This is a genomic window from Bacteroides sp. 1_1_14 (genome assembly GCF_000162515.1).
GTDB lineage: Bacteria > Bacteroidota > Bacteroidia > Bacteroidales > Bacteroidaceae > Bacteroides > Bacteroides thetaiotaomicron.
In genome coordinates, this window is the sequence record NZ_GG774709.1 from 62,037 (window position 1) to 74,415 (window position 12,379).

A 12,379-nucleotide genomic window follows, 5' to 3' on the forward strand; every position below is an offset into this window, starting at 1 on the left:
ACTCAGAAAAGCATGAAACGACTTATTTATATGTTACTCCTTTTCGTAGTGCTTGGACATACCGTATTTGCCCAGGAACAGAAAGCAGAACCTTTGGAAGTCCGGTTGTTGGATGGTTTCTTTCCTTTGGGGGCAGATTGGTATCGGGCGCAGAAGGATGCCTGGCAGGTTGAGTTAAAGAAAGATAAGCGGAATGAAAAGGCATGGGAGAATTATTGGGTTGCTTGTAATGCTGAATATCAAGAGGCAAAGTTAGTGTGGTGGAAGGATTCTCTGCAGGTGCAAAGATTGCGAAGGGAACAACATGGCATCGTGAAGAAAATGAAGAAGTGGATTCCTGATACACGGACTTACTATCGGCATTTGCTGAATTTGGAAACCGATGAGGGAAAACGGGAAGTAATTCAACAAAAGATACTCTCTATCAAGCGTACCAGTGAACGCGACTATATCTCTGATCTGACCTATTATCACCATAAAAAAGATATGGACAAGATAAAGGAGCTTGCCCGTGAATGGTATGACAGCGGATTGTTTTCCCATGCCTTTCTATTCTATTTTTATAATGAGTGTTCCGGTTTAAAGAAAGACGCCATACTTGTCTCTGACTTGAATCTTGGTACCTATTACCGCTATCTGTTGCAATACGGCATCGGACTCTTTACGGATGTGAAGGTGGTCGATGTTGCCGACTTGAGGAATCCTACTCAGGAGAGTCAGTTATGGCAGGAAGTGGGAATAGATGTGCAAACGCTTCCGGATGCAAAGACGGTGAGATGTCCTGGATTGTGGTATTTTGCCGAAAAAGAGAAACGTCCTGTGTATTATACGCATTTTTTCTACCACAGAGATTTATTGGAAGAGATGAAAGACAGCCTCTATTCGGAGGGGCTGGTATTTCGGTATTCGTCTAAACCATACAATAATCTGGCGGCTACGAGAAAGAATTTTGAGCAGAATTATCTGCTGGACTATTTGCGCCACCCGTTGATAGAGGATCAGTCTCATTTTTCAAGTGGTATTCATATTCTAGGTAATTATATCATCGCTTTCTCTCCTTTATTACGATTTTATCAAATGAGTGGAGATAAAAACCAATACATAAGATTAAAGAGCTTATTACAAAGTATTCTGGATTATTCGACTACCCCCAGAAGGATCGCAAATGTGGAGATGAATAAATATGTAAAGCTGATGGATGCGATTTTTGCCTATATCGATGAGATGCGCAAGAAAGGTGGACCTTTTAAGCAGGGGAAGGATATGAGAAAAGAATATCAGAAACTAATAGATGGAGTGGACTATGATGCTATTCAGTTCTTTGACATACACTGAGACGGACGAGCAGCTCATGGAACGCTTTGTTTCCAAGAAGAGCGAGAAGGCATTTGAGGAACTTTATCGTCGCTACGCTCCCCGGCTTAAAGGTTTTTTCATCCGTATGATGTCCGGAGACGTTGCGTTGGCAGATGACTTTTTACAAGAGTTATTTCTCCGCATTTATGAAGCACGGAGTAGTTATCAGACTGGAAAGCAATTCTCCACATGGGCTTTTGCCATTGCATATAATTTTTGTAAGAATGAATACCGGCACCGTGAAATAGAGGAGGAATATTTTTCACAACAGTCTCATCCGTTAGAAAAGGATTACTGTGTTTCGCCGGAGTTTGAGAGCATGCATGACCGTAGAATCTTTAATGAGCAGTTGAAGAAAGTACTTGCCAGCCTGACGAGCGAACAAAGGGCTGCATATACACTTCGATATGAGGAAGAGCTTTCGGTACGGGAAATTGCGCAGATTCTTCATTGTCCGGAAGGTACAGTGAAGTCTCGTTTATACTATACACTTAAAATATTACAGCGTTCTTTGTCTAACTATAACCCCAAAAACAACTGAAAATGAAAAATGATGATTTAGAGAGACTGGAAAAGTCACAGGATGTGCAGCAGTTGATTCACTTTGCTAAAGAACAATACGAACAGGAAAAATCGGAGCATACTCCGGCTGATTTTTCTTCTTTAATGCAAGCTGTTCGGAAGAATCAAAAGAAGAGGATGAGACTGAAGGTTTCTCCCTGGTGGCTGACAGCTGCCTGTCTGCTGGGATGGACCATCGGATATGGCTTCCCGGGTGGAAGTAATACGCAATCTGATCAGATTGCCGTTGTCACTACAGTCATTGATACGGTAGTTGTTATCCATGAACGGGTAGATACTGTTTATCGGGAAGTTCATCTGAAGTCTTTGGTAGCTACTTCAAATGCAGCAAAGTCGAAGTCTGCTTCTCCGAAAAAGCATGCGAGACAGAGCGAAGCGATATCAGAACGATCGGAGTCTGACTTTATATCTTCTGCTCTTTTACAGCAGGCAATGACTTTACCAGACCCGGATAGCGAGTGCTATGCGGCAAACGGAATGACTGTTGCGGAGAGTAACTATCCGTTCCATATGTTGGCGACTATTCCATGTAAATGAGTGCTGAACCTCTGACGAGAGGCTTTCGGTTTATTTCCCCTCAATCAATGGCTTTGTAGACTTGATCGATCACGAAGTCTATTGGGACAGACATGCGCACTGCTACAGGACGGCCTCGCTGCATACCCGGTTTCCATTGCGGCATGGACTCTATGATGCGTAAGGCTTCTTTGTCTAATTTGGCAGATACGCTCTTTACAACTTGTGCATTGATTACATTCCCTTTTGGGTCGATGGTGAATTCTATTGTGACTTGACCTTCTTCCCCTGCCCGGAAAGCTTTTTTCGGATACTGTATGCTTTTCTTCAGATACTCCCTTAGTCCGCTTAATCCGCCCGGAAAGTCGGGACTATGTTCTATAATAGTGATCATAATATCATTAGGTATATCTTCGGGTTTAACTTCGATAATTTGCTTTTTCCTAATGATAACGTTATCAAGGCGAAAAGTATCCGGCTTTATCTGCACAAGAATTTCCGACGGATTATTTTTATCCAGTTGTATCTGCACATCTTTCATTCCTATATATCTGAAGTAAACAGTTTCTTTATGTTTGGCTTTTATAGAAAAGTTTCCAGACATATCCGAAGAGGTTTCTCTGCCAGTTCCCGGAACATAGATGCTGACATAGGGTACCGGTTCTCCTTCTTGGTTGGTCACCTTGCCCTTGAACTGTTGCAGTTCCCTTTTTTGCGAAAAAACATCGTTTGTATTTGCAACGCAAATACAAACGATGAATGATAGTATGAACGACAGACGTTTCATGCCTTATCTGGCATACTCCGCCCAATTCGTATTCTTCATATCCCCACTTTTGGCCAGTTCGGCGTGCATGCCAAGTGCAGCCTGAATAGCGTGCGGAGTTTGTGCTTTGCCGCCTGCCAGTTTGAGATAATCCCAAAGTAACTGTTTGTAGTCCGGGTGTGCACAGTTTTCGATGATAGCCTGTGCGCGTTCTTTCGGGCTTTTGCCACGAAGATCGGCTACACCTTGCTCGGTGATGATGATGTTCACAGAGTGTTCGCTGTGGTCGAGGTGAGACACCATCGGTACGATAGCACTGATTTTTCCTTCCTTAGCTACAGACGGACAAGTGAAGATTGAGATATAAGCGTTGCGGGTGAAGTCTCCCGAGCCGCCGATACCGTTCATCATCTTTGTACCGCCGATATGGGTAGAGTTTACGTTTCCGTACAGATCGACTTCGATTGCCGTATTGATAGAGATAATGCCGAGTCGGCGTACCACTTCCGGATTGTTTGAGATTTCCGACGGGCGGAGAACCAGCTTGTCGCGGAAGAAATCCATATCGTTGTAAATACCTTCCAGGCAGTCGTTGGTAACAGTCAGTGAGCAGGCACTACCGAATTTGATGCGTCCTTCACGGATCAGACCGATGACGGAGTTCTGGATAACTTCGGTGTACATTTCGAATGCGGGAATCGTCTTGTCACGTCCCAGTGCACCGAGTACGGCGTTAGCGATATTTCCTACGCCCGATTGCAGCGGAAGGAAAGTAGACGGAATGATGCCACGCTTCATGTCGGCAGCGAGGAAGTCGGCAACGTTCTGACCGATCTTGTCAGTCAACGGATCAGCAGCGGCAAAAGAGCGTGCTTCGTCCGGCCAGTTGGTTTCCACTACGCCTACGATCTTTTTCGGGTCTACCTGAATATAAGGCAATCCGATGCGGTCACTTGGCTTGTAGATGGGGATTTCGCGGCGGTAAGGCGGGTCGAGCGGTTCGTACACGTCGTGCAGACCCATGCAGGATTTGCTGTGTGCGGCGTTCAACTCAACGATGATCTGGTCCGCCAGGCGGCAGATAGTCGGAGAAATACCACCGGCAGCGGTCAGATAAATCTTTCCGTCCGGAGTCACTTCGCAGGCTTCGATGATGGCTACGTTCACTTTGCCCATGAAGCCATAACGCACTTCCTGTGCCATTTGCGACAGATGGATGTCGTTGTAGGCAATTTCACCGTTATTCACAGCTTTGCGGAAGTCGGAGTTGGTGGTATAAGGGGCGCGGTAGCGGATGGCCTTTGCACGAGACATGACGCCGTCGCAAGATTCTCCGGTAGAAGCACCTGTAAAAATTCCTACTTGAAATGGGTTGCCTTTGGCATGTTCCGCTTCTGCAATTTTTGCAAGTTCAGCTGTAACAGCCTTTGCAGTTCCGGCGGGAGTAAATCCGCTCAGACCGATGTTGTAGCCATGTTTGATCAGGCTTGCAGCTTCTGCTGCCGAAATACGATTGAATGACATAAATAGTATAATTTCGCGTTAAATGCGGTTGATATTTGTTGGTTAATACTTATCACTTAATACTTTCGCTGCAGGATTTCTCCCCAGATAATAGCGCGGCGGGCTTCTTCTACGGAATGGATGGAGAAGTCTTGGTCGCTGTCAGGTTCCGGATGGTCATAGTGGGAACCTTGCTTCGTGTTTCGTTTATCTTGTGCGGAACTGTTTGCTATGGATGCAGCCACAGATACTTCTTCTTTTTTCTTTTTCTTTGGCACCGGTTTGGGAGCCGGTTGTTCTATGGGTATGGGCTGTAGCAGTTCGTCCATAGTCCTGCTGCCTCTCCCCCAGAATTCGGGTATGGGAATAGCATCAGGATCTACTTCGACCGGAGACGGTGCAGGCGGGACGGGGCGTTTATTCTGAGCCTTTTTCGACTTGTTGTTCTTGCTCACCTCTTTGAATATTCCCACAAGAATGACACCTGCTATCAGGAGAAATTTCAAAAAATCTTCCATTCTGTTTCACTTCTAAATAGTTAATCTGCCAAAGTTACACATTATATCTGGTTTGAGCTAACATTTTGTTATGAAAAAAGGGCAGCTTCACAGCTCCCCTTAATTTTTTTAACCTAAACCTTAACTATGAAAAAATCTAATGTTTCTTTCATTGCACAAATGTGAAAAATAAAATTAAATTTAGCAAGGATATGCCCCGTAAATGTTTATTTCATTAACATTAATTATCAGAATAATGCCTGAACTACAAGTTTTTGCGTTATTTTCGTACCATTTTACCGCTTATTGAATTCGAAGCCGTATCTTTGCGGATAAATTTAAAACAAGATTTGAATATGAACGAATTAACGGGAGCGGACTTTAAATCCGCAACTGCTGATGACAACAAGAAGTTGTTTATCGAGACTTATGGCTGCCAGATGAACGTGGCGGACAGTGAGGTGATCGCTTCGGTGATGCAGATGGCGGGCTATTCGGTAGCCGAAACGCTGGAAGAGGCCGACGCAGTGTTTATGAATACCTGCTCTATCCGTGACAATGCGGAGCAGAAGATTCTGAACCGCCTGGAGTTTTTCCACTCGCTGAAGAAAAAGAAGAAGGCCCTGATTGTAGGCGTACTGGGCTGTATGGCGGAACGGGTGAAGGATGATCTGATTACGAACCATCATGTCGATCTGGTGGTCGGTCCGGATGCTTATCTGACGTTGCCTGAGCTGATTGCCGCGGTAGAGGCCGGCGAGAAAGCGATCAACGTAGATCTTTCGACGACCGAGACTTACCGTGATGTGATTCCGTCGCGTATCTGCGGCAACCACATTTCCGGATTTGTATCCATCATGCGCGGATGCAATAACTTCTGCACCTACTGTATCGTGCCTTATACACGCGGACGCGAACGCAGCCGTGATGTGGAAAGTATTCTGAATGAAGTGGCCGACCTTGTTGCCAAAGGTTATAAGGAAGTTACCCTGCTGGGGCAGAATGTCAACTCTTACCGGTTCGAGAAGCCGACGGGCGAAGTGGTTACCTTCCCGATGCTGCTCCGTACGGTGGCCGAAGCTGCTCCGGGCGTGCGCATCCGTTTCACGACTTCCCATCCGAAGGATATGAGCGATGAAACGCTGGAAGTGATCGCCCAAGTGCCGAATGTGTGCAAGCATATCCACCTCCCTGTGCAGAGCGGCAGCTCCCGCATCTTGAAACTGATGAACCGCAAATATACCCGTGAGTGGTATTTGGACCGGGTAGCCGCTATCAAGCGTATCATTCCCGATTGCGGACTGACTACCGATATCTTCTCCGGTTTCCATTCCGAAACGGAAGAGGACCATCAGCTCTCGCTTTCTCTGATGGAGGAATGTGGCTATGATGCCGCCTTTATGTTCAAATATTCCGAACGTCCGGGGACGTATGCGTCGAAGCATCTTGAAGATAATGTGCCCGAAGACGTGAAAGTTCGCCGTCTGAATGAGATTATCGCTTTGCAGAACCGTTTGTCCGCGGAGTCCAATCAACGTTGCATCGGCAAGACGTATGAAGTGCTTGTAGAAGGCGTTTCCAAACGTTCGCGCGATCAGTTGTTCGGTCGTACGGAGCAGAATCGTGTGGTGGTGTTCGACAGAGGTACGCACCGTATCGGCGATTTTGTCAATGTGCGGGTGACGGAAGCCAGTTCGGCTACGCTGAAAGGAGAAGAAGTCTAGTATATCATTCTCTATTTGGGCAGGTATATACCTGCTATACAATATATAAAGAGGATGTCAAAACCCTTTTATGACTTTCATTTAGGCACGGATTTCACGGATTACATGGCTTTAGTTTATTGAAACCGTGTTAATCCGTGAAATCCGTGCCTAAATAATATTATTTGGGGAGGGCGGAGAGTGGTTGTCAAACTACATCATTATGTGTCTGCGGATGGAGAACTTCACGATTGCCATTGCATTGATGGTGCTGAAAGGGATATCCATCGGGTCGTGATGAGCGTTGTAGCTTACCAGCTTGAGATATCCTTCCTTTTCCGAGCGGTTCACATATTTCACCGCCAGGTACTCGTCCCCTTCGATAGTAAACGAAACCAGATACATTTCGCCGTAAATAAGATTGCCGAAACTGTTAATCTCTTTAAAGCCTACGATGTCTCCCGATTTCAGTATCGGATACATGCTGTCGCCACTGATGTAGACGGCTCCGTCGCATAGGGGAATGCTTGGAATCTGTATCTTTCCTACCATATATTGTCGCTTGTTGGTGAGCAGCGTTTTCAGGTTGGCGGCAGCTGTAATATCATATAGGGCAACACTGCGGTCGTCCAACGCCTCTACTGTTTTAGGGTTGTGAATCATCTGGACCTCACCGCTTGCTAAATCGCTTTCACAGAACTTGGCTTGATGTCTGGGAGTACCCTTCCCCACCAGCAGCCAATTAAGGTCTACATCTCTCATTTTGTTGAGCAGCAGATGAAAGTCAATCCGGTTTCTGGCGCACCAGTTGGATAATGTTGCACGTGAAACACCTAAGTAGCTGGCCAGTTCACTATCCTTTTTAAAGTTGAGCGCCTGCTTGGCACGCTTTACTATTCCCGAAACATCTAGAAATGTATCCATTTTATTCTTGTTTTAAATTAGTGTAAAGATATTAGAACTTCTTATTCGTTCATTGATAGTCAGTTATGTAATTTTTTAGCGTTAATTTCTAAAACCATTTGTTTTATGTAAGAAAACTACTTTGTCTTTGTAGCAGCAAACTTAGAAATGTGTTTCAAAAATATAAATTAAAAATAGAATAACCATGAAAAACGGCAAAAAGTTTATGAAAGGTTGTAAAATGCCTCATCCACCCCCTTCCGGAAGATTCTGTATCGGATGAACACCAGTGATATTGAGCCGGTTTACAGCATCTATATATCCTGCATACAGGAGCTATAGATCCAATACGCTGGCCATATATCCCCAATATGCAGGAACTATATGTCCGATAATCACATAAACAAATATTTAAGCATGAAAACTTTAAAACGCAAAATCAATATGGAACCTTTAATGAATCAATCTCTGCACATTTGCGGGTGCTGCAAGCGGGAGCTACCGCATGAGGCCTTTTATACAAACAAACGCACCGGGGCCCTTGACAATTATTGCAAGGAGTGTCGCAAGGCAAACACCCGCAAGCGTCGTGATTTGAGACGATGTACATCATTTGAAAACAAACCTGTTTCTTATCCGGTGATAACCGAGGTGAAAGACCCCGCTTTGCGGATGCTTCTTATTCTTCATGCCCGTCAGGTTGTGGCAGAAAGTATCTCATGGAAACAAGAAAAAGAAAAACTGAATACGCTTGAGGCAGTATGCCGGATTTTTTGACTATTTCTCTTCTTTTTCGACTGATATAGGTGGTATGGGTATTGTCTCATTATTTAATTATGTGTATTATAATGGTACAAAGTTACATGATATGGTGCTTATAGTTGAAAAGAAGTAGACTATAATGAAAAAAATCTTCTTGAAGTAGAAAGAATCTGCTTTAAGAGGATTCTTTAATAATGATATGTTTTTTGCTATAGTCTTTTCTTTTTATATTTGTACAGAACATTACAAATAACTTAAATGATACTATAATGAATAGACAAAGCTTTTTTAAGAATTTCCTTTTTGTCTTCACGCTTTTATTTTTCACGGCTTGTGAAAGAGATGCTCATGAATATATAAATTTTGTCAATCATTCGGATATTCCTGTATGGGTACATACTGATGTCTATAGTGAAATACCAAAGGATCTTAAGCCTATTCTTACTGATAATTATGTTGAAGCTCATGAGAATTTGCAAATTGCTCCTAGAGGTGGCTTTGCTTGGGAAGGATCTTTGTATCCTGGTAGCTTGCTACTAATATGTGTATATAATCAATCATTAAGTGGTAAACCTGATGATGAAAGCTATAAAGAGTTTGCACAAGAGCATTTGTTACAGGAAAAATGGTATACAATAGAGGAGCTAAATGAGTTGAATTGGGAAATAAACTACTATCCGGAAGAAAAAGGTAATCGTGGAGATTAGTTCTTTCTAGAGACTGATTTTATGATATACTTATCGTATTAGCGATTATCTCGTATGAAATCCTGTTGAATAATACAATGAAATTATGATTACGCTGGAGCATCTTAGAATTTATAAAAAGTATCATGGTGATGGAGATATATTGATTCGCTGTGCTACTTTGAAAGAAAAAGAATTGATGGATTACGAATCTTGGTCCATAATTGATGATCTTGTTCAGGATTTAATCTTTGTCGAAAAAGGGAGTGTGTCTGATTCCTATATCAAGTCCACTAATGATAAACTAAGAGAGTGTTGCGATAGTGAAAATGCAATACGAAAACTAAAAAATATTGCATTACTTTTGAGGAATGAGAAATAACTAACGCAATATCTATTAATTTTACGTATTATGAAAAAGTATATAATATTTTGCCTCTTGTCAATAATTAGTTTCAATATGTTGGCGCAAGTATATCATATGAGAAATAAATATGAGAATATCCCTCAGGATATATTAAGCAATATAGATAAAATGGGGATGGATGATAGTTCGTTTCTGACAGAGTTGGAAGGTAAATATTTAAATACTGTTGCTGGAATATCAGAAAAAGATTTTAACTTCAGTAAATCAAAGGTCGCTTTTTTTAGAGGCAATATTGGCTCTATTAGAAGTAGTAAGAAAGAATATTTCAGAGTGGAGAGAGAATGCTTAAAAGTGTGTACTGATTCCACCTTGCTTTATTTTGGTACATTGTATATTTTTGATGCTAAACAAAAAGTAGAAAGTGGTGGGTATGATGCCGCGATTGTTGATAGAAGTAAAAAATTACTTTCAACTAAAGAAGTGGTTAGACAGTTGAAGAAAAAGCGTTAAGAATATCATAAAGTAAAGGTGCGGATTTTTGGGGAGTCCGCACTTTTCTTTTTATATTTGTACAGAACATTACAAATAGCTTAAATAATACTATAATGAATAGCGAACGTTTTTTTAAGAACCTCCTTTTTGTCTTCACATTTTTATTTCTCATGGCCTGTGAGAAAGATGCCCATGATTATGTAAATTTCGTCAATCATTCAGATATTCCTGTGTGGGTGCATATGGATAGTTATAGTGATGATCTCAAGGATCATGGTCCTATTCGTACAGATGATTATGTAGAAGCGAATGCCGCTTTGCAAATAGGTACTCAAAGCGGCTTTGCATGGGAGAAACGTCTTTATTCCGGAATGAAACTATTGGTGTGTATATATTAATCAATCATTAAGTGGCAAACCTGATGATGAAAGCTATAAAGAGTTTGCACAAGCGCATTTGTTACAGGAAAAATGGTATACAATCGAGGAACTTAATGATTTGAACTGGGAGATAAGCTACTATCCGGAAGAAAAAAGTGATCATGAGGATTAGTTCTTTCTAGAGATTGTTTTTATGATGTACTTGTCGAATGTGTGGAATTAAGATAGAAATCGTATGAAGGAATTAAGAAAAAAAGTAATGCTCCTTTTGGGAGAAAGACTTTTAGAATTTGGATTTAAGAAAAAAGTACTAAATACATTTGTGCGCCAATTGGATGATAATCGTATACAGAATATAGGATTTACAATTGCTAATTGTGGTCAGAAATATTCTTTTTATTTAAATCCGGTTATTGGAGTTGCCTACAAGAATGTAAACAGGTTGAGTGCACAATTGAACAATGCTCTTCCTTTTAAATATCCGGAATATGTTTATGCGACAATTAGTACGCCTCTTGGATATTTAATGCCTGAAAATACTTTTAAAGAATGGAAATTTTCGAATCAGGAAAATGTGGAGAAAGAAGTCAACAGTATGGCAGATGCCATTATTGAATATGGTCTTCCTTATTTAAATGAGTTTTCAGATGAGGACAATTTAGTCTATGGGCTAGAATGTGATAAATTCCATATAGGTGAAGTGAAGTATGATCTTTTGCCAATTTTTTATTATCTACGTGGAAATAATGAACGTGCATTGCAATGTATAGAAAATGCAATAAAAATGTTAGGGCAGGTTCATTCGCAAGAAGACTATGAGATTTTAGAGCGTCTTGCAGCTGATAATGGGGAGCTCTATGCCTTGGACAATAAAAGTCTGAATGCCTATATGATCTTTGTGGAAAATTTTAAGCGGATGATAGAAATGAAATCATATAAAGATGGAGCTCTCCAATAGTTGTGGCTATAATTGTTTTAGAAGAGGATGGCATTTTTCAGGTTTGTGAGTTATGAACGTTAATCACGATGATATGAAAAATATACTTTTTGTTCAAGATCCTGGTGAATACAGATTATTAGATTCTTACATGGGATATATTCCAAAAGTATCTGATAAAGAAGATTTGTATACCAAGCTTTCAGAAGGTCTTTCTTTTCCTGTTTATTTTGGGAGGAACTGGGATGCACTTTGTGAATTATATTTGGATTTCTATTGGATTGATACAGTTGATATTGTTATTGTTCATGAAGATATTTCAAAGTTACCTGCTGGTGATTTTAGAACATATATAAGTATTGTTTTACAATCTATCGATTCCTGGAAGAATGATTCCGGCCATAATATCTCTTTTGTCTTCAATCAAAAAGAAAGAAAACAGATAATGGATACGATACATAATTGCCTGCAGGCAGATTGTTGTGAATATGATCTGAAAGAAACTGATTTGTAAAACAATCAAATTAAAGTCCGATTCAGGAAGGTGTATGTGGGGGATTCTGTTCTGTTTTTAAGATTATCCTTGAAAGAAGGTCGATCAGATTCATTCAAATAGAAGAAATACTGCATAAAAAGATGCAAGAATATGCAGGAATGATCTTGCTTTTGGATATAGATAGGTGAAATATGCATGATAACTACCAATGTTAGGAGGCGTTTCATTTAAAGAAAAGCTTCGTTGGTTTTAAAGGAACGACTCGTTGGTCGGTGAGAAGCACTTCGCTTCATTTAAAGGAATGGGTAAAAAGGTACTTTGAGTGCTTGTTTTGCTCCGGATGTCGTCAGTTACAGAAGGATTCAAAAATATTAGATTGAAACTTAAATTATGAAATATGTGTTCGGATTTCATGTTTTTGATCTAATATATG

At 41.2% G+C, this 12,379-nt stretch carries 15 protein-coding genes; 11 read left to right on the forward strand and 4 right to left on the reverse strand.

Going from position 1 to position 12,379, the window contains the following annotated elements; translation table 11 throughout:
- Nucleotides 1-12 precede the first annotated feature (12 nt).
- From HMPREF9007_RS06425 to HMPREF9007_RS06415, 3 genes are read left to right on the forward strand one after another with little or no spacing between them, the layout of a single operon-like run.
- Complete coding sequence (locus tag HMPREF9007_RS06425; protein ID WP_032850612.1) at nt 13-1,335, forward strand: hypothetical protein; 1,323 nt, start codon at nt 13-15, stop codon at nt 1,333-1,335.
- On the forward strand, nt 1,304-1,897 hold the full coding sequence (locus tag HMPREF9007_RS06420) for a sigma-70 family RNA polymerase sigma factor (protein ID WP_022471760.1): 594 nt from the start codon (nt 1,304-1,306) through the stop codon (nt 1,895-1,897). Before HMPREF9007_RS06425 ends, HMPREF9007_RS06420 begins: the two co-directional genes overlap by 32 nt.
- A gap of 2 nt (nt 1,898-1,899) precedes the next feature.
- A complete protein-coding gene (locus HMPREF9007_RS06415) occupies nt 1,900-2,475 on the forward strand; it encodes a hypothetical protein (protein WP_008762803.1) in 576 nt (191 codons plus the stop codon).
- A 40-nt stretch (nt 2,476-2,515) separates the two neighbouring features.
- On the opposite strand, the gene HMPREF9007_RS06410 is transcribed toward HMPREF9007_RS06415, so the two are convergent.
- From HMPREF9007_RS06410 to HMPREF9007_RS27270, 3 genes are read right to left on the reverse strand one after another with little or no spacing between them, the layout of a single operon-like run.
- On the reverse strand, nt 2,516-3,241 hold the full coding sequence (locus HMPREF9007_RS06410; RefSeq protein WP_008762804.1) for an energy transducer TonB: 726 nt from the start codon (nt 3,239-3,241) through the stop codon (nt 2,516-2,518).
- 3 nt (nt 3,242-3,244) lie between these two features.
- Complete coding sequence (locus HMPREF9007_RS06405; protein ID WP_008762805.1) at nt 3,245-4,744, reverse strand: acetyl-CoA hydrolase/transferase family protein; 1,500 nt, start codon at nt 4,742-4,744, stop codon at nt 3,245-3,247.
- 56 nt (nt 4,745-4,800) lie between these two features.
- Complete coding sequence (locus HMPREF9007_RS27270) at nt 4,801-5,241, reverse strand: hypothetical protein (RefSeq protein ID WP_008762806.1); 441 nt, start codon at nt 5,239-5,241, stop codon at nt 4,801-4,803.
- 335 nt (nt 5,242-5,576) lie between these two features.
- On the opposite strand from HMPREF9007_RS27270, the gene miaB reads away from it, so the two are divergent.
- The gene (gene miaB, locus HMPREF9007_RS06395; RefSeq protein WP_008762807.1) at nt 5,577-6,944 is read left to right on the forward strand and encodes a tRNA (N6-isopentenyl adenosine(37)-C2)-methylthiotransferase MiaB; all 1,368 of its coding nucleotides are present in this window, start codon (nt 5,577-5,579) and stop codon (nt 6,942-6,944) included.
- Between the two features lie 192 nt (nt 6,945-7,136).
- On the opposite strand, the gene HMPREF9007_RS06390 is transcribed toward miaB, so the two are convergent.
- A complete protein-coding gene (locus HMPREF9007_RS06390; protein WP_008762808.1) occupies nt 7,137-7,847 on the reverse strand; it encodes a helix-turn-helix domain-containing protein in 711 nt (236 codons plus the stop codon).
- 423 nt (nt 7,848-8,270) lie between these two features.
- Between HMPREF9007_RS06390 and HMPREF9007_RS06385 the strand changes: the two genes are divergently transcribed.
- From HMPREF9007_RS06385 to HMPREF9007_RS06360, 7 genes are all read left to right on the forward strand, one after another.
- Nucleotides 8,271-8,603: a hypothetical protein gene (locus HMPREF9007_RS06385; RefSeq protein ID WP_008762809.1), complete on the forward strand. Its 333-nt coding sequence runs from the start codon at nt 8,271-8,273 to the stop codon at nt 8,601-8,603.
- A 254-nt stretch (nt 8,604-8,857) separates the two neighbouring features.
- On the forward strand, nt 8,858-9,295 hold the full coding sequence (locus tag HMPREF9007_RS06380; protein WP_008762810.1) for a hypothetical protein: 438 nt from the start codon (nt 8,858-8,860) through the stop codon (nt 9,293-9,295).
- 85 nt (nt 9,296-9,380) lie between these two features.
- Nucleotides 9,381-9,656: a hypothetical protein gene (locus HMPREF9007_RS06375; protein WP_008762811.1), complete on the forward strand. Its 276-nt coding sequence runs from the start codon at nt 9,381-9,383 to the stop codon at nt 9,654-9,656.
- A gap of 30 nt (nt 9,657-9,686) precedes the next feature.
- Nucleotides 9,687-10,151 (forward strand): hypothetical protein, encoded by a 465-nt coding sequence (locus tag HMPREF9007_RS06370; protein WP_008762812.1) that lies wholly within the window; start codon nt 9,687-9,689, stop codon nt 10,149-10,151.
- Between the two features lie 95 nt (nt 10,152-10,246).
- The gene (locus HMPREF9007_RS0125340) at nt 10,247-10,531 is read left to right on the forward strand and encodes a hypothetical protein (protein WP_008762813.1); all 285 of its coding nucleotides are present in this window, start codon (nt 10,247-10,249) and stop codon (nt 10,529-10,531) included.
- A 217-nt stretch (nt 10,532-10,748) separates the two neighbouring features.
- On the forward strand, nt 10,749-11,471 hold the full coding sequence (locus tag HMPREF9007_RS06365; protein WP_008762814.1) for a DUF4304 domain-containing protein: 723 nt from the start codon (nt 10,749-10,751) through the stop codon (nt 11,469-11,471).
- A 73-nt stretch (nt 11,472-11,544) separates the two neighbouring features.
- Nucleotides 11,545-11,964, forward strand: a complete 420-nt coding sequence (locus tag HMPREF9007_RS06360; RefSeq protein WP_008762815.1) for a barstar family protein — start codon at nt 11,545-11,547, stop codon at nt 11,962-11,964.
- The last annotated feature ends 415 nt before the right edge of the window (nt 11,965-12,379 follow it).

Bases quoted from the DNA above. Each gene is read 5' to 3' on its own strand.
- HMPREF9007_RS06420 (WP_022471760.1), top strand. From the start codon at position 1,304: ATGATGCTATTCAGTTCTTTGACATACACTGAGACGGACGAGCAGCTC.
- HMPREF9007_RS06375 (WP_008762811.1), top strand. From the start codon at position 9,381: ATGATTACGCTGGAGCATCTTAGAATTTATAAAAAGTATCATGGTGAT.
- HMPREF9007_RS06370 (WP_008762812.1), top strand. From the start codon at position 9,687: ATGAAAAAGTATATAATATTTTGCCTCTTGTCAATAATTAGTTTCAAT.
- HMPREF9007_RS27270 (WP_008762806.1), bottom strand. From the start codon at position 5,241: ATGGAAGATTTTTTGAAATTTCTCCTGATAGCAGGTGTCATTCTTGTG.
- miaB (WP_008762807.1), top strand. From the start codon at position 5,577: ATGAACGAATTAACGGGAGCGGACTTTAAATCCGCAACTGCTGATGAC.
- HMPREF9007_RS0125340 (WP_008762813.1), top strand. From the start codon at position 10,247: ATGAATAGCGAACGTTTTTTTAAGAACCTCCTTTTTGTCTTCACATTT.
- HMPREF9007_RS06415 (WP_008762803.1), top strand. From the start codon at position 1,900: ATGAAAAATGATGATTTAGAGAGACTGGAAAAGTCACAGGATGTGCAG.
- HMPREF9007_RS06360 (WP_008762815.1), top strand. From the start codon at position 11,545: ATGAAAAATATACTTTTTGTTCAAGATCCTGGTGAATACAGATTATTA.
- HMPREF9007_RS06385 (WP_008762809.1), top strand. From the start codon at position 8,271: ATGGAACCTTTAATGAATCAATCTCTGCACATTTGCGGGTGCTGCAAG.
- HMPREF9007_RS06405 (WP_008762805.1), bottom strand. From the start codon at position 4,744: ATGTCATTCAATCGTATTTCGGCAGCAGAAGCTGCAAGCCTGATCAAA.
- HMPREF9007_RS06365 (WP_008762814.1), top strand. From the start codon at position 10,749: ATGAAGGAATTAAGAAAAAAAGTAATGCTCCTTTTGGGAGAAAGACTT.
- HMPREF9007_RS06390 (WP_008762808.1), bottom strand. From the start codon at position 7,847: ATGGATACATTTCTAGATGTTTCGGGAATAGTAAAGCGTGCCAAGCAG.
- HMPREF9007_RS06410 (WP_008762804.1), bottom strand. From the start codon at position 3,241: ATGAAACGTCTGTCGTTCATACTATCATTCATCGTTTGTATTTGCGTT.
- HMPREF9007_RS06380 (WP_008762810.1), top strand. From the start codon at position 8,858: ATGAATAGACAAAGCTTTTTTAAGAATTTCCTTTTTGTCTTCACGCTT.
- HMPREF9007_RS06425 (WP_032850612.1), top strand. From the start codon at position 13: ATGAAACGACTTATTTATATGTTACTCCTTTTCGTAGTGCTTGGACAT.